Below are 16,877 nucleotides of genomic sequence, written 5' to 3'. Positions count from 1 at the left end.
GGCGCACGTGCAGGACAGGCCTTGCGCAAACAATGGGCTAGCGGGTCACCCGCCGCGCGAAGCGGTGCTTCAGCATCCGCCGCGTGGTTGTAAAGGCGCGGGCGAGGTCATGCTGGATCACCACCAGCGAGGGCACGATCAGCAGCACCACGAAGAACCCGACCCCCAGCCCATAGCACAGCGTCACCACCATCGGCTTCAGGAACGCCGCCTGAGAGCTGCGCTCAAACAGCAGCGGCGCGAGGCCAAGCACCGTTGTCAGCGTCGTCAGCAGCACCGGGCGCAGCCGTTCCGAGGTCGCCTCGATCACCGCCGGTATGGTGGCGCGACGCGGCAGTTTCTCGGCGCAGGCGCTGACCAGCACGATGGAATCGTTGACGATAATCCCGCTCATCCCGATCAGCCCGACGACCGAGAAAATCGACATCGGCAGATCCCACAGATAGTGCCCCCAGATCACGCCGGTCACGCCAAAGGGCACCACGGCCATGATGGTGAACGGCTGCGTCCAGCTGCCCAGCACCAGCGCCAGCGCCATGTAGATGCCCAGCAGACAGATCGCATACCCGAGCGCCGCCTGGCTGAGAAAGTCCTCCTCCTGCGCGGCAAGCCCGTCCAGCCGATAGCTGACGCCATAGGTCTGGGCGATGCGCGGCAGGGTGACCTGCTGCAGTTCGGTCATGATATCTTCGGCGCGGGTGGCGTCTGCGTCCGACACCTCGCCGGTGACGCGGATCAGGTTCAGACCGGCCTCCCGGCGCAGGCTGCTGACGGCAGGGGAGGCGCCAACCTCCACGACCTCGCCCAGCCGCACCCATTCGCCGGTGGGGGCCTCCAGCCGGATTTCGTCCAGATAGGCGGCGGTGATGCTACCCTCGGGCAGTTCCACCTCGATCGTCGCATCGCGGGTGCCATCCAGATAGCTGAGCGCGGTGATCCCCGAAATCCGCGCCTTCAGCTCGGACGCGAGGGACTGCGCCGAAAAGCCCAAGGCACGCCCATAGCCGTTCAGCGTCAGCGCGTGATCGAAGCCCGAGAAGCTCAGGTTGTCCTCGACCCCCGTCACCTCCGGCACCGTCTCCATCGCGGATTGCAGCGCCAGCGAGGCCGCCTTCAGCTGCTCCAGATCCTGCCCGTAGAACACCACGTCCAGACTGTCGCCACCGGGGCCGAAGCGGCCACCGCGGAAGGAAAACACCTCCAGCGCATCGGGGCGTTTCAGCTCGGCCTCCAGCGCCTGAATGAAGACATCCGCGCCGTAGGGGCGGCGATCTTCCTCGACCAGTTCCATGGTGATGGCGGCGATCAGATCGGGGTCCTTGTCGTCAGAGGTGGCCAGACCCCGCCCGGCAGAGCCGCCGATCTCGCTCAGGATAAAGACAACAGGATCAGTGCCGTACTGATCCTTCAGCTGAGCCCGGACAACCCCGGCGGCACGGTTCAGCTCCTCCAGCATGGCGGTGGTATCGGCGCGGGTGGCGCCGTCACGCATGGCGATATTGGCCGAAATCGTCGGGGTCGAGGGGGCGGAGAAAAAGCGCCACTGCACCTGCCGGTCGGTGACCATCAGGAGGGACTGGAACACCGCCGCCAGCGCCAGCAATACCACCGCATAGCGCAGCCGGATCACGCCCCGCAGCGCGGGGGCAAACAGGGCGTGCCGCATCCAGTCAAAGCCGCGCGTGACCAGCCGGGCCGGAGCCCCGACCCAGCTGCTATCGAGCCGGTTCAGCCCATGCGCCATGTGATGCGGCAACACCAGAAAACACTCGGCCAGCGAGGCCATCAGGACGGCGGCCACCACAAAGGGGATCGTGCCGATGAACGCGCCGAAATGCCCGCCGACAAAAGTCAGCGACAAAAACGCCACGATGGTCGTCACGGTCGAGGCGAGAACCGGCCCCAGCATTCGCACCGCCGCGCGTTCCGCTGCGCGGGGGCGCGCCTCGCCAAGGGTGCGGTGGCGGTGCTCGGTATGTTCTGCAATCACAATGGCATCGTCGACGATGATGCCCAGACAGAGGATCAGCGCAAACAGCGAGATCATGTTCAGCGACTGCCCCGAGACCCACATCAGCCCGATGCCCGCCGCAACCGACACAGGTATCCCCGCCGCCACCCAGATCGCCGCCGAGGGCGACAGGAACAGATAGAGCAGGCCGAGCACCAGCAGCAGCCCGAAGACCCCGTTGTCGACCAGAAGTGCCAGCCGGTCGCCGATCTCGGCGGCCCGGTTGCGGATCAGGTCGATCTTCAGCCCGTCCGGCGCGGTCGCCAGAAAGCTGTCGGCGACCTCTTTCACCGTCGACTGGATGCGCAGGGCATCGCCGCCCACGCCGCGCTCAACCCCGATCGACACGGCAGGGCGACCCTCAAGGAAATAGGCCCGACCACTGCCTGCGGAGTCGACCTCGATCCGGGCCAGCTGGTCGAGGGGGACCGGGCCCTGCAGGGTCTCGATCTCGATCTTGCGAATGGCATCGGCGTCGCGCCGTTCGGTGCCTGCCCGCAGCCGCGCTGATGAGCTGTCGAGCTGCCCCGAGGAGACCTGGCTCGCCTCGCTGCCGACGGCAGAAGCGAGGTCCGAAAGGGTCAGCCCGTATTCCGCCAGCGCGCCCTGATCGGCGATCACCGCGATGCGCGGTGCGGTCAGCCCGCGCAGACTGGCGCGCGTGACCCCGGCGCGTTGCAGCGCGCTCTCCAGCTGCTCGCCCAGACGCTCCATCTGCGGGCGGTCAAGGTCGCCCGACAGCACCACGTCCAGCACCTGATCGCGCCAGGCGCTGCGGCTGATCTGGGGTGTCTCGGCCCCCTCGGGCAGCGATGACGCCCCCGGCATCGCGGTCTCGACATCCCTCAGCGCACGATCAAGCTTCCAGCCCGGCTCAAACTCCAGCTCGATGCGGGCGCGGCCTTCGCGCGCGACGGCCGACAGCTCTGTCACGCCCTCGACCGCCAGCAGCGGCGGGCTCGCAACGGCGAGGATGCTCTTGTCGATATCCTCGGGCGCGGCGTCGTCCCATTGCACGGAAACGGTGATCGCCTCGACCACGACATCGGGCATGTACTGCGTGCGGATCTGCGTCGCGGCATAGAGGCCGAAGGCAAGGATGCCGACCAGAAGCAGGTTTGCCGCCGTGCCGTGACGGGTGAAAAAGCGCAAGATGCCCATGGCTTAGTTCTGTGCCTCAAGACGGTTGATCAGCGCCTCGGGGACGGTCTCGCCCTGCAGCATCTGCACCATCCGGTCGCGCGCGCGTTGCGGCATCTGGCCCGAGCCTTCGACCTGTGCGATCAGCGCCGCGCGCCGCTCAGGGCTCAGCGCAATCACGGGACCGTCCTGCGGGATCGGTCCGCGCGGGCGCCCTGCATTGGCCTGCGGGGGCGTGACTTGCGGCGCCGCTTCTGGGGCCGCGCCGCCGCGTTGTGGCGCGATCACCAGCCCGGACCCGAGCTGGGGTGTGCGTTTGACCACATAGTCGAGCGGGGCGTCGGGCGGTGTCACCACGACCTGATCGCCGAGACGGCGCAACACCTGCATCTGGCGCTCCTCCAGCACGTCGCCCGAGGCGAGAACCAGCAGCTTGCCGTCAAAGCTCATCGCTTCGGCGGGCAGCAGGGCAACGCCCTCCAGCGCCGGTTCGTGGATCGTCGCGGCAACGAAATCCCCCGGCAAAAGGCAGGGGCAGGAGGCCGGATCGACGAAGGCCACCACCTGCCGCAGGCTGCCTGTCGCCTCTGACGGCGTCAGCGAAATGTGATTGAGCGTCGCTGCGAACGTCTTGTCACTGCCCGGCGCGGCAAGGCTGACCTGCAAAGGCAAGAGCCCGCCCTGCGATGCGCTGATGCGCGCGATCTCCTGCGCCGTCAGATCAAGGTGCACCGAAAGCGAGGTCAGATCGGTGATCGTCCCCGGCTCCGCGCCGCCGGCCAGCCGCTCCCCCACCACGGGAACGGTGCCGTGATAGGTCCCGGTGATCCCGGCCCTGATCTGTTGATCCGCGACAATGCGCGCGGCGCTGGCCACTTGCCGCCGGGCGTCTTCGATGTCCAGTTTTTCCTGATCCTGAAGCGCCGTCAGATCGTCCAGATCGCTCTGGTTGGTGGCGAGCGATTGCTGCGCGGAAATCAGCGACAACTTGGCACTGTCGAGGTCGGTCTTCAGGCCGCGCCCCTTTTCGACAAGGCCGGTGATCCGGTCGACTTCCTCTTGCCGGATGTCGCGGACCTGTTGCAGCAGCGCGCCGTCGGCCGCCCGGGTCGAGGCCTGACGGGCGGTGTCGCGCAGTGCCAGTTCGGCGCGCGCCAGATCCGCCTCGGCCAGCGCAAGGGCAGCGCGGGCGTCGGTGTCGTCAAGCTGGATCAGGACCGCGCCTGCGCGCACCTCTGCCCCGTCCGCCAGATCCGGACTGACCTTCGCCACGGTGCCGGCATCGGGCACACGCAGGGTCACTTCGGCCCGGCTGGCAAGACGGCCATAGGCTTCGATCAGAGGGTGCACGGTACTGGTGCGGGTGCGGGCCACCGCCACCTCGGGCGCGCGAAAGCCGCCCGGGCGCGGCATGCCGCTCCCCGGTTGCGCCGAGGACCCGGCGCTCATGTGCTGATACAGCCGCAGCCCCTCGGTCAGGGCCAGCCAGCCCGCCAGACATGTCAGAACCAGCACGACGGCCAGACGCGAAATCACCCGCATACAGGATCTCCCTAAACTCTTGATGCTGCTACGGCTGAGCTGGCGGCTTCCGTCGGAAAAAGTCCGAACCGCCCGAATCGAGGGGGCTCATGTTCCGCGGGCTGTGTCCCTGATGCTGGCTGATGGCACGTGCTTGGGCCTGCGATACTGAAAATCCGGCGGGCTGTCGACGGTTCTGACAGCGCCAAGGCCTTCGGGATGCCTCAGGTTTAGCCAAGTGTTCATATTGAATGCATTGTCACATTGACATTACTGTCATTATTCACGATCAGGCGATAACAATTGACCACACTGGCATGACAGCGCTGCGGGAGGCGAGATGAGGCACTTTGCATTTCTGATGACACTGGGCGCTCTGGCGCTGTCGGGTGGGTCTGGGGCCGCGCTGGCGGCAGAGACGACCGAGGCCGCCTTGCCAGTGCACATTGTCACGGCCACCTTTGCTCCGCGCAGCCGCAATTTTCACCTCACCGGCACGATTGCCGCGAAAGACAGCTATACCGCTGGGTTCCGCGACGGCGGGCGGGTGATCTCGGTCAGCGTCGACGTCGGGGATATCCTGCGCGCGGGCGATGAGATCGCGCAGGTCGACCCGGCCCAAACCGATGCCTCGCTGCGTGCGGCGCAGGCCTCGCTGGACGCTGCCGCCGCCGCGCTGGTGCAGGCCGAACAGGCGCGCGACCGCGCCACCAGTCTGCTGGAGCGTGGCTCCGGCACCCAGTCCGACCTCGATTCCGCGACCGAAAGCTACCTCAAGGCCAAGGCGTCGCGCGATCAGGCGCAGGCGCAGCTGGCCTCGGCCAAGCGCGCCTCAGAAGATACCGTGCTGCGCGCCGTCGACGATGCCGTCGTGACCGATCGCTCTGCCGAGCCGGGGCAGGTCGTCGGCGCCGGTCAGGCCATTGTCAGCCTCGCCAGTTCCGCCGGGCGTGAGGCGGTTTTCCTGACCCCCGATCTGCCCGATCTGAATGAGTTTCTGGGCCAGCCGATCCGCCTGACCCCGCTGGAGGATGGCGAGACAATCGTCGTGCCGGTGTCCGAGATTTCGCCGGTGGTGTCCGACAATGGCACCGTCACCGCCAAGGCCGCGATCGCGGGCGAAGCGGCACAGGCCTTCACCATCGGAGAGCCGGTGATCGGCGAGATGACCATCGAGGGCGACCCGGTGATCAGCGTGCCATGGACCGCGCTCAACGCACTTGGTGACGGCCCCGCAGTCTGGACCGTGCGCAAGGACGATATGCACGTCCGCCTGACCCCGGTCACGATCGAAGCCTATTCCAACGATCAGGTGGAAATTTCTGACGGGCTGAAAGATGGCGATCTTGTGGTGACCGATGGGTCGCAGGCGCTTTTTCCCGGCCGTTTCGTTTATGTGAAGGAAGCGCAGCAATGAACCGTCTGTTGCTCTGTGCCGCACTGCTGATGCCCGCGTTCGCGCTGGCCGAAGAGGCTGCGGTTGAGGCCACCGGCCCTCGCCCGGTCGTGACCGAAATCGTCACCGCCGATCCGACCCGCGAACGGATGTTCCCCGGTGTGATCGAGGCGGCGCATGAAACCGACCTTGCCTTCCAGACCATCGGGCGGATCGCGACGCTGAACGCCGATCCCGGTGATCTGGTCGAGGCCGGGCAGGTGCTGGCGACGCTGGACAGGGTCTCGCTGCAGGAAGACGTGACCTCGGCAGAGGCGGCGCTGTCTTCGGCGCGCGCGGCATCGGCGTTTGCCGAACAATCCTACAGCCGCACCCGCGCCCTGTCGGATCGTGACATTGCGACCAAGGCCGATGTCGAACAGGCCGAGGCCAACCGCAATGCCTCTGCCGCGCAGGTCGTTGCGGCTGAGGCCGATCTTGCCAGTGCAAACGAGGCGCTGAGCTATGGCAGCCTCTCCGCCCCCGAAGCCGGGGTGGTGCTGGATGCGCCGGTCGAACAGGGCATGGTCGTCTCGGCGGGCACCACAGTGGTGACGCTGGCTGATGTGAAAGGGCGCGAGGCCGTGATCGATGTGCCGACTGAATTTCTGGCGCTGCTCGCGCCGGATGCGCAGTTCCGGCTGAGCGGGCACGAAGGCGTCGATGATCCGGTGATGGCCAAGCTGCGCCTGATCGAACCGGTGGCCGATGACACCCTGCGCGGGCGCCGCCTGCGCCTTGCCATCGACGATGACGCGGACCGTTTCCGCATCGGCAGTCTGGTCAGTGCGACCTATGCCGCCGCCGGGGACGAGATCATCACCCTGCCGCAAAGCGCGATCACCGGCCCCAAGGACAAGCCGATGGTCTGGCGCGTTCTGCCCGACACCCGCAGCGTGACAGGCCAGCCTGTCACCCTCGGGGCGGTCATCGGCAACAGGATAGAAGTCATCAGCGGCGTTTCGGTCGGAGACGAGATCATAGTCAAGGGGGCCAACTCGCTTGAGGATGGCCAGAGCGTCGGGGAGCGCGCAGAATGAACGACAGAGCGAAAACGGGTTTCAACCTGTCGGATTGGGCGCTGCATCACCGCTCTTTCGTGTGGTTCCTGATGATCATCTCGCTGTTTGCCGGCGCCATCGCCTATGTGTCGATGGGCCGCGAGGAAGATCCGACCTTTGCCATCAAGACGATGGTGGTCAGCGCCACGCTGCCCGGTGCCACCGCCGAAGAGACGGTGACGCAGGTCACCAACCGGATCGAGAAGAAACTGCAGGAGCTGGACCAGCTCGACTATACCCGCTCGGTCACCTACCCCGGTGCGGCGGTCGTCTATGTCGAGCTGCGCGCTGATACCAAGCCCGATGCCGTGTCCGGCACCTGGAGCAAGGTGCGCGACATGATGAGCGACATTCGCGGCGATTTCCCGGATGAATTCGGCGGTTTCTTCTTCAACGACGACTTTGGCGACGTCTATGGCAGCATCTACGCCTTTACCTCCGACGGCTTTTCCCCGCGCGAGATGGAGCAGCGGGTCGAAAAGATCCGCACCTCGGTGCTGCAACTTGACGAGGCCGGCAAGGTCGAGCTGATGGGCGTGCGCGACCCGATCGTGCATATCGAATTCTCCAACAGCCGCCTTGCTGCGCTTGGCCTTGATCGCCAGACCGTGCTGGACACGCTGGCGGCGCAGAACGCCATTGTGCCCTCCGGCATCATCCACACCGGCGCCGAGCAGATCCTCGTGCGGGTCACCGGCCAGTTCAAATCCGCGGACGAGCTCGCCTATGCGCCGCTGCGCAGTGACAAGACCTTCTTCACCCTCGCCGATGTCGCCGATGTCACCGACGGCTACGAAGACCCCCCCTCCGAGCTGTTCCGCTATGACGGCAAGGAGGCAATCGGCCTGAACATCGGCATGCGTTCCGGCGGCAACATCCTCGATTTCGGGGAAAAGCTGAACGAGATGATGACCAAGATCGCCGCCGAGCTGCCCGTGGGGATCGAGATGCACCGCGTCGCCGATCAGCCCGATGTGGTGGACGAATCCGTCGGACACTTCATCCGCTCGCTGATCGAGGCTGTGGTGATCGTGCTGGCCGTCAGCTTTGTGTCGCTGGGGTTCCGGGCCGGTATGGTGGTGTCGCTGTCGATCCCGCTGGTGCTGGCGATGACCTTCGTCATTCTGGACGCCATGGGGATCACGCTGCAGCGGATCTCGCTGGGGGCGCTGATCATTGCGCTTGGCCTGCTGGTCGATGACGCGATGATCACGATCGAGACGATGATCGCGCGGCTTGAACTGGGCGAAAGCCTCGGCAAGGCGGCCTCCTACGCCTGGACATCGATTGCCTTTCCGATGCTGACCGGCACGGTGGTGACCGTCGCGGGCTTTATCCCCATCGGTCTGAACAGCAGTCAGGCGGGCGAATACACCCGCTCCCTGTTCTACGTCATCGCGATCTCGCTGGTGCTCAGCTGGGTGGTGGCGGTGCTGTTCGCGCCGGTGCTGGGCTCGACCTTCCTGTCCAAGAAGATGAAGCACCATGAGCATCAGAAGGCGGGCCGCATCCGCCGTATGTTCCATGTCGTGCTGCGCGGGGCGATGCATTACAAATGGGTGACCATCATCATCACCGTCGCGATCTTCGCGATCTCGATTGTCGGGCTGGGCAGTGTCGAAAAGCAGTTCTTCCCGACTTCGGACCGGCCTGAAATTCTGGTCGATGTGACCCTGCGCCAGAACGCCGATTTCGAGGCAACCAATGTCGCCATCAAGGATTTCGAGGACTGGCTTGGCCAGCAGAGCGAAACCTCCTTCTGGTCGACCTATGTCGGTCGCGGCTCGCCACGCTTCATCCTGACGCTGGATTCCCTGACCGCAACGCCCAACATCGGGCAACTGGTGATCATGACGCCGGATCTGGCGGCCCGCGATGCGCTGGCTGACAAAATCCGCACCTATGACGCCCAGACCGTCGGCGCGGAGTTCTTTCCGAAATACATCGAACTCGGCCCGCCGGTCGGCAAGCCCGTGCAATACCGCATCTCTGGCCCCGAGCCGGACGTGCTGCGCGACACTGCGCGCGGCCTCGCGGCGGCGATCTCCTCGGATACCCGCCTCACGGCGATCAGTCTGGACTGGAGCGAACCTGCCCGCGTCGTGCGTGTCGTGCTGGATCAGGCCAAGCTGCGCCAGCTGGGTCTGACGCAATCGGACGTCGCCAAATCGCTCTATCAGCTGTTTGTCGGCTCCAGCGTCACCAACCTGCGCGATGGCGACAAGCTGGTCGAAGTGCTGGCGCGTGGCGTGCGCGAAGACCGCACCTCGCTCGACGTGCTTGAGAACCTGCAGTTCGGCAATGCGCAGGGGCAGCCTATTCCGCTGTCCTCCTTCGCACGGCTGGAATGGACGACCGAGCAGCCGGTGATCTATCAGCGCAACCGGGTGCCGACGATCACGGTCAAGGCCGCCATTCTTGGCGGCGATCAGCCCGACACTCTGGTCAACGATCTGGCCTCCAAGGTCGACGAGTTCCGCCAGTCCTTGCCAGCGGGCTACATGATCGAGGTCGGCGGCTCGGCGGAATCCAGTGCCGAAAGTCAGGCGCCGATCATCGCGGTGGTGCCGATCATGCTGCTGATCATGCTCACGCTGGTGATGGTCCAGATGCAGAGCTTCCGGCTGATGTTCGTCGTGCTGGCGGTGGCGCCCCTTGGCATGATCGGGGTCGTCGCGGCCCTGCTGCCCTCGGGTGCGCCGCTGGGCTTTGTCGCGATCCTGGGCGTGCTGGCCCTGATCGGCATCCTGATCCGCAACTCGATCATCCTGTTCCAGGAGGTGAAGGACCTGCTGCTGGCCGGGGCGAGCAAATGGGATGCGGTCTATAACGCGACCGACAGCCGTGCCCGCCCGATCCTGCTGACGGCAGCTGCGGCCAGTCTGGCGCTGATCCCGATCTCGCGGCAGGTGTTCTGGGGGCCGATGGCCTATGCCATGATGGGCGGCATCATCGCGGGCACCGTGATCACGCTGCTGTTCGCGCCAGCGCTCTATTGCGCGGTCTTCGGCGTCCGCCCCCCGAAAGAGGGTGAGGACAAGCCAGCCGAGACATCCCCCGCATGAACAAGCCTGATCACCGCATCGCGGTCGCCGCCCAGAGACGTGAGAAAATGCACAGGCGCCTGGTCGAGGCGACGGTCTTCGTGATCGCCGCCAAAGGCCCGGCGGGGGCGGTGATCGACGATATCATTGCCGAGGCAGGGGTCTCACGCGGGACGTTCTACAAGTACTTCTCGACCGTGCCCGACGTGCTGCTGGCCGCAAAGATCGCCCTGCGGGACGAGATGCTCGGCCTTCTTCTGCCAGGCGGTCACAAGACCGAAGATCCCGCCGCCGCCGTCGCGCTGGATATCCTGCGCTTCATGGCGACCTTTCATCGCTACCCGCTGCTCGGCCAGTTCGTGGTGCAGGTTGGCGGGATCGAAGCCGGTGGTCCGGGGGCAGCGATCGAGGATATCGCCCCCATGCTGCTGGACTGGGGCGTGTCGACGGGGCGGTTCTGTGCGATGCCCAACTACCTCGCCTGCTACTTCCTGCACGCGGGCGTCATGGCGGTTCTGCAACGCGAACTCAGCGGGCTTGAGACGGATCGCGCGGCCGCCGTGGCCGCACTTCTGCGCCTGCTCGGGGTGCCCCACGCAGAGGCCGAGGTGCTGTCGCGCCAGCCCTGCGAGCCGCTTGAGGCTCCGCCGGACACCCTGATCGCCCGCGCCGAGGCTGTGCGCCTGCAGCACGTGGCAGACTAGCGGCCTATTCCGCTGCCAACTCCGTCATCGCGCGGCTCTGCCGGCGGGCGCGGGCGTCCCGGCTCATCTCGGAAGCGTGAATCCCGAGGATCATCAGGCCGGGCCAGAGCATATAGGCCTCGATCTCCAGGTTCTCGCCAAAGGACAGCAGGATGATCGTCATCATGACGGCCAGCGGCAGGCGCCCGCGCGGCCCCCGCGCCGCATCCATCAGCGCCAGCAGGGTTTGCCAGACCAGCGGCACCAGCAGCGCCGACATCCCCACCAGCCCCTTCACGAACAGCAGACCCCACCAGGTGTGGTGGCTGCCGATGGGCATGAACTCGACCACATGCGCGCCGGGTTGCACGGTGCCATGGCCGAACCAGTAGGCCTCGTTTTCCCACCGCTCTCCTGCAATGCGCTGCAACGTTTCGCGCACCCGGGTGCTGTCGGCCCGCGCGCCCTTGAAGGCAGAAACCCCGTCCTTCAGCGCCTGCAGCAGGGCCGTACCCAGAACCGCAAGTGAGGCTGTGATGCCCGCCAGCACCTGCCAGGCCCAGCCCTTCAGCAGCAAGGGCAACATGCGCGGCCCGATGGTGCAGGCGACCAGCCCAATCAGCCCCATGCGCGATTTCGACAGCAGGATCATGGTGATGCCGGCGGCAATCCCGATACTGCGCCACTTGATATTGCGATCCTCCAGCGCGAAGCACACCTGCAACACCCCCAGCAGGGCGGCAAACGGCGACCACGGGGCGTAGAACTGCCACCTCGGCGTCCAGCTCGACGGGTCCCAGGTGAACAGGAAAACGCTGAAATACTCCGGCCCCGGCCCGCCGATGGCCTTCAGCGGAGAGGTAAAGATCCGCTCCGGCAGGCCGATCTGCGGCGCGATGAACAGGATCGGCGTCAGGCACAGAGTCCACAGGCCAACGATGCACTGCGCACGGATCAGCACCTCGCGGCGGATCGGCAGGACCGACCCGATGAAGGGAAACAGCGCCAGCAGCGCCCAGCCCTTGGCCCAACCGATTGAGGATTTGATCGTCTGCTTGGTGCCAAGCCCCCAGTCCAGATGCCCGACCCAGAGCGCAATCAGCATCACGCCCATCCCCGCGAACCACAGCCAGACGGTGCCCGGCACCGGTCCGCGCGCCTGCAGGTCAGACCGGATCGCCGGCCCGAGGTAGAGCGACAGGAACGCCAGCCCCGCCAGCGACCACGCCAGCACCGGCCCCACGACATAAAGCGCGCCGACAAAGTAGAACGGCCAGGTCCATTTCAGCGCCTTGAAGACGATGGCCTCGGCAGGGTTCTGCGGCTGGATGTCCATCATCGCCCTCACTCCGCCGGAACGGCGTGGCCGGGCGCAGCTGAGCGCCCCTCGTGCAGCAGCGTGCCGATCAGCGGGCGGCGCAGCCAACCCAGCATCAGCCCCACGAACAGGAAAAACGTCGCGGCGATCCCGGCGGCAATCGCCAGTTTGCGACGCGGAGAGGAGGGCTCAGACGGCAAGGACGGGTCCTCCAGCACCTGCACGAGGGGGTAGGAGGCATAGAGGTCGGTCTTGGAGGTCTGCGATTTCGCCATGGCCGAGGCGAACACCGCCTCCGAGACCGAGAAATCGCGTTGCAGATCCTCAAGCCGCGCGGCGGTGTCGATCAGCGCCAGCTTGCGCGTCTCTGACGTGGCAAGGCGCGTCGTCATCGCGGCGTATTCGGCAACCAGACCGGCGCGCTCGGAATCCAGCTTCACCAGATCGCTCAGCAGACCGGCGCGGCTGCCGACGTGGCTGATGTCGAGCGTCGCGAGCTCGCCGTCGCTCAGACCCGTCAGCTGGCGGGCACGCAGATGCGCCTCGGTCTCGGCGGCAGCATGACCGGCGCGGGCGCTGGCGACCTGAGGGTGCTTCTCGCCAAACCGCCCGCGCAGCTGCGAAAGCTCGGTCGCGCGCAGCGACATTTCTTCCGTCAGGGCAACGAACTGCGTATCGGCATGCAGGCGCAGGGTGGCGGCTGCAAGGCGCGGGCTGGTCGCCAGCGCGGCTTGCAACTGCTCCACCGCCTTGGTCTTTTCATCCAGCGTCACCGACAGGTCGCGGGTGGCGCGGGCCAGCGCATCGGCCTCGGCCACCAGCGCGTCATATTGATCGGCCGAGATCAGGCCGCTCTCACGTTGCAGGGCCGAGATCTCCTCGCGCGTCTGCATCACCGAGGTGCGGTATTGCTCGATCGCGGAACGCCCGCTGTCCTCGCGCATGCTGACCTCATTGGTGCGCAGCGCTTCGATTTCGGAAAAGAACGCCGCCAGCAGGGCCTTGCTGCGGTCCTGCGCATCCTCGGGGGAGTTGCCGGTGATGGTGACATGGATCAGCCCGGTCAGATCGACCAACTCGATCCTGGCCTGTCCGAAGTCGCGGCTGACCATCCCCATCGACCCTGCCGCGGCATCCAGAATACGCTCGGCCCCCATCAGGCGTTTGTAGGTCTCGGTCGGGCTGACCGACCCGTTGGAGAAGGCCGAGTTGGCAAAGGACGAGGCCTGCCCGATCTGGCTGAGGCTGACCGAGGAGGACGCGCCCGATCCCGGCAGGATCAGCGACAGCTGGCTGGTATAGCGCAGAGGGGCGGTGGCGAGGTAGCTTGAGATCGGCGCCCAGATGCAGGTGGCCCCGATGGCAAAGATCCCGGCATAGCGGGGCAGGCGACCAAGGTCAGTCGGCCTGCCGCCCCGAAACAGACGCGATACCGACAGCTCGCGCAGCGGCACACGAACGATCGGCGGCAGTTTGACAAAGCGGGCAGGGCGGGTGGTGAGATGGGGCATGGCGGTTCTCCTTGCCGCCACACCTATCCCAAGGCGCGCTGTTCAGGGGGTGCGCGGCGGGATGTGCGCCCCGCGCGACCGGAGAGGGGACCCATCCGAACGGATAGGATCAGAACAGCCCTTCTTCCTTGGCGATCATTGCCGCCTGAGTGCGGTTGGCCGCCCCGATCTTGCGATACAGCGTCTTGACGTGCAGCTTGACGGTGGGCTCGCGGATGTCCAGATCGCGGGCGATCTCCTTGTTGGATTTGCCCTGCGTCAGCCCCTCCAGCACCTCATATTCGCGGCGCGACAGCTTTTCCGTCAGCGGGTGCGCCGGTGCATCGTCACTGCCGCGCAGGAAATCCAGCGGCGCATATTGCTCGCCCATCGACATGAAGCGCACCGCGTTGACCAGCGACTTCGCCGACAGCGTCTTGGGAAGAAACCCGGCCGCACCGGAGGCGAGCACCTCTTCGGCGACCTCCTTGTTGGCGGTGCCCGAGATGATCGCGACATGGGTGGCACCGGGTTCTTCGGACATCCGCCGCAGGCCTTCCAGACCGTTCATGCCCGGCATCATGAAGTCCAGCAGCACCAGATCGTAACCGGGATTGCTCTGCACCATACTCAGGGCTGAGGGGAAATCCGCGGCTGTTTCGGCCTCAAAGCCGCTTTCGTTCTGCAAATACAGCACCAGAGTATCCCGCAGAAGATCATGATCGTCGGCGATCAGAATGCGCATGTCTTCTCCACTCACTACGTCAGGGCGCGCCTGCCTTGCCCGACGGCGCACCTTTGTGGTGCGGCCAGGACATGGCGCGGGGCAGGGCCACCGTCGAGATCAGCCTATGTCATCGCTCCGACCTTGGCGACCTGAAATCGTCGTCGCTGGGGGCAGCACCCCTCGGGGCGCTACCCGTTGGGATAGCGCGCTATACGGGTGGCTGGAGGCGGCGGCACAAACGGGCTCCGGCGCTATCTCGACAGGCAGGGGGACTGACCGGGCGGGGTCCATTCCCCTCCCTCCGCGCCGTTGAAGCAAAGGGGATAATTACGGCATCTCATTGGAAATTCTAGCAAACTGGATGCCCCGATGACCCAATTCGCCCCTGCCAACTTTGCCTCGTCCCACCCCGCTCTCGACACGATCAACGCCTTCGCCCCGCGCCGTCCCGGCCTGTCGCAGATCCGCCTGTTCGGTCTGGATCTGGTCAGCGGCACAACCGCTCAGGTTGTTCATGACCTGCTGTCCTCGGACACTCCGCGCCGCGTCGCCTTCCTGAATGCCCATTGCGGCAACGTCATGGCAAAGGACACCACCTATGCGGATGCGCTGAGCACTGCCGACATGGTTCTGCCCGACGGGATCGGGGTTGAGCTGGCCGCAAAGTTCTGTGGCAAGCGCTTCGCCGAAAACCTCAACGGCACCGATTTCACGCCTGCTCTGCTGCGGGCTGCGGCGGCGCAGGGCCTCAGCGTCTATCTGCTGGGCGCACGTCCCGGCGTGGCGGAGGAGGCGGCGCGCAGGCTCTGCCTGTCGATCCCCGGTCTGCGCATCGTCGGCACCCGCGACGGCTACGACGGCATGGCGGACGAGGAGGCGGCGATTGCCGCCATCAACGCCGCCCGCCCCGATATCCTGATCGCCGCCCTTGGCGTGCCGATGCAGGATGCCTGGCTGGCCCGCAATGCGCCGCGTCTGACGGCCCGCATCACCATGGGTGTCGGTGCTCTGCTGGACTTTCTGTCGGGCCGGGTGCGCCGCGCCCCCGCCTTCGTGCGCCGTGCGCGCGCCGAATGGATCTGGCGTCTGGCGTCTGAGCCGCGCCGCATGGCCAAACGCTACCTCGCCGGCAACCTCAGCTTTCTGGTGCGCGCCGCCGCCCATGCGGTCGGCCAGACCGAAGGCTACAGCCTGCGCCGCCGTGTGCTGGACGTGGTCACCGCCGGGGCGGCTGTCGCCCTGCTGGCGCCTGTCGGTCTGGTGCTGGCGGCGGTCATCCGCGCCGAGAGCAAGGGCCCAGTCCTGTTTCGCCAGACCCGCATCGGGCGCGATGGCAAACCCTTCACGATGTACAAGTTCCGCTCGATGTATGCGGACGCCGAAGCTCGCCGCGCCGCCCTGCTGGCCACCTCGGACCGCGAGGGGATCTGCTTCAAGTCCCGCAACGATCCGCGCGTGACCCGCGTCGGCCGCCTGCTGCGCCGCCTGTCGCTGGACGAGCTGCCGCAGCTGCTCAACATCCTGCGCGGTGATATGTCGCTCGTCGGTCCCCGCCCGGCCCTGGCCGAAGAGGTCGCCGCCTATCCCGACCGTGCCCTTGGCCGTCTGGCGGTCAATCCCGGCCTGACCGGCATCTGGCAGGTGTCAGGGCGCGCCGAAATCGGCTTCGACCGCATGGTCGAGATGGACCTCGCCTATGCCGGGGCCCGCTCCACCCTGCTCGACCTCATGATCATCGCCATGACGTTCCGGGCGGTGCTGGGCGGGCGCGGCGCCTACTGACCCCGCCTGTCCTATCCCTTTGGATAGGTCGGGTGGTCCGATGCCCCTCTGCCGTAAAACTCGGTTTCGGGGCACACAGAGTCCACCGAACCGCAGGAGACCGCCATGACCACCACAACCGTGACACCCTCGTTCCTTGCGCTCGCCCTCGGCGGCCTGATGGCACTGACCCCTCTGTCGGCGCGCGCGTCCGATCTTGCGCAGCCCACGGGCGAAGTGCTGCTGAGCGTGACTGGCGATATCGCCAACACCAACGCCGATGGCGCCGCCATGTTTGACCGCGCAATGCTTGAGGCCCTGCCGAGTGTGACCATTCAGACCCAGACCATCTGGACCGAAGGCCTGCAGACCTTCACCGGGGTGCAACTGGTCGATCTTGCGGCCTTTGTCGGGACCGACGCAGAAAGTTTGCGCGCGACGGCCGTCAATGACTATGCTGTCAGCATTCCCAGCGAAGACTGGGTCGATGGCGGTCCCATCCTCGCCTACCTCAACAACGGCGCCCCGATGAGCCTGCGTGACAAGGGCCCGCTCTGGGTGATCTATCCCTACGACAGCAAGCCAGCCTACCAGTCCGAGGTCGCGTATTCGCGCAGCATATGGCAGCTGGATCGCATCGAGATGGAGTGACGCGGGCGGCCCATCGCCCCCGCCCCTGCGGAGAA

The 16,877-nt window shown here is 66.1% G+C and carries 11 protein-coding genes; 6 read left to right on the top strand and 5 right to left on the bottom strand.

Annotated elements, in window-relative coordinates:
- Positions 1-37 precede the first annotated feature (37 nt).
- Complete coding sequence (locus F3W81_RS11060) at positions 38-3,172, bottom strand: efflux RND transporter permease subunit (RefSeq protein WP_193079221.1); 3,135 nt, start codon at positions 3,170-3,172, stop codon at positions 38-40.
- A gap of 3 nt (positions 3,173-3,175) precedes the next feature.
- Complete coding sequence (locus F3W81_RS11055; protein ID WP_193079220.1) at positions 3,176-4,693, bottom strand: efflux RND transporter periplasmic adaptor subunit; 1,518 nt, start codon at positions 4,691-4,693, stop codon at positions 3,176-3,178.
- A gap of 319 nt (positions 4,694-5,012) precedes the next feature.
- Here F3W81_RS11055 and F3W81_RS11050 point away from each other — a divergent pair, with 319 nt between their 5' ends.
- From F3W81_RS11050 to F3W81_RS11035, 4 genes are read left to right on the top strand one after another with little or no spacing between them, the layout of a single operon-like run.
- Positions 5,013-6,089 (top strand): efflux RND transporter periplasmic adaptor subunit, encoded by a 1,077-nt coding sequence (locus F3W81_RS11050; RefSeq protein WP_193079219.1) that lies wholly within the window; start codon positions 5,013-5,015, stop codon positions 6,087-6,089.
- Positions 6,086-7,147, top strand: a complete 1,062-nt coding sequence (locus F3W81_RS11045) for an efflux RND transporter periplasmic adaptor subunit (RefSeq protein ID WP_193079218.1) — start codon at positions 6,086-6,088, stop codon at positions 7,145-7,147. The genes F3W81_RS11050 and F3W81_RS11045 overlap by 4 nt, the downstream gene beginning before the upstream one ends.
- The gene (locus F3W81_RS11040; protein WP_193079217.1) at positions 7,144-10,233 is read left to right on the top strand and encodes an efflux RND transporter permease subunit; all 3,090 of its coding nucleotides are present in this window, start codon (positions 7,144-7,146) and stop codon (positions 10,231-10,233) included. The genes F3W81_RS11045 and F3W81_RS11040 overlap by 4 nt, the downstream gene beginning before the upstream one ends.
- Positions 10,230-10,916 carry a TetR/AcrR family transcriptional regulator gene (locus tag F3W81_RS11035; RefSeq protein WP_193079216.1) on the top strand — a complete coding sequence of 229 codons (687 nt, stop codon included), beginning with the start codon at positions 10,230-10,232 and terminating at the stop codon, positions 10,914-10,916. Before F3W81_RS11040 ends, F3W81_RS11035 begins: the two co-directional genes overlap by 4 nt.
- A 4-nt stretch (positions 10,917-10,920) precedes the next feature.
- On the opposite strand, the gene F3W81_RS11030 is transcribed toward F3W81_RS11035, so the two are convergent.
- The 3 genes from F3W81_RS11030 to F3W81_RS11020 form a co-directional block, all read right to left on the bottom strand.
- Positions 10,921-12,231 carry an O-antigen ligase domain-containing protein gene (locus tag F3W81_RS11030; protein WP_193083817.1) on the bottom strand — a complete coding sequence of 437 codons (1,311 nt, stop codon included), beginning with the start codon at positions 12,229-12,231 and terminating at the stop codon, positions 10,921-10,923.
- A gap of 8 nt (positions 12,232-12,239) precedes the next feature.
- Positions 12,240-13,724, bottom strand: a complete 1,485-nt coding sequence (locus F3W81_RS11025) for a GumC domain-containing protein (protein WP_193079215.1) — start codon at positions 13,722-13,724, stop codon at positions 12,240-12,242.
- Positions 13,725-13,833: 109 nt separating this feature from the next.
- Entirely contained in the window at positions 13,834-14,448 is a 615-nt protein-coding gene (locus tag F3W81_RS11020; RefSeq protein ID WP_193079214.1) for a response regulator, read from the bottom strand.
- Between the two features lie 351 nt (positions 14,449-14,799).
- Here F3W81_RS11020 and F3W81_RS11015 point away from each other — a divergent pair, with 351 nt between their 5' ends.
- Positions 14,800-16,212: a WecB/TagA/CpsF family glycosyltransferase gene (locus tag F3W81_RS11015; RefSeq protein ID WP_193079213.1), complete on the top strand. Its 1,413-nt coding sequence runs from the start codon at positions 14,800-14,802 to the stop codon at positions 16,210-16,212.
- 105 nt (positions 16,213-16,317) lie between these two features.
- Positions 16,318-16,842 (top strand): oxidoreductase, encoded by a 525-nt coding sequence (locus F3W81_RS11010; protein ID WP_226941647.1) that lies wholly within the window; start codon positions 16,318-16,320, stop codon positions 16,840-16,842.
- Positions 16,843-16,877 lie beyond the last annotated feature (35 nt).

Source organism: Pseudooceanicola spongiae (assembly GCF_014899185.1).
In the GTDB taxonomy this organism is placed as follows: domain Bacteria; phylum Pseudomonadota; class Alphaproteobacteria; order Rhodobacterales; family Rhodobacteraceae; genus Pseudooceanicola; species Pseudooceanicola spongiae.
Note: the sequence above shows the minus strand (reverse complement) of the source record. Positions and strands in the feature narration are given on the sequence as shown.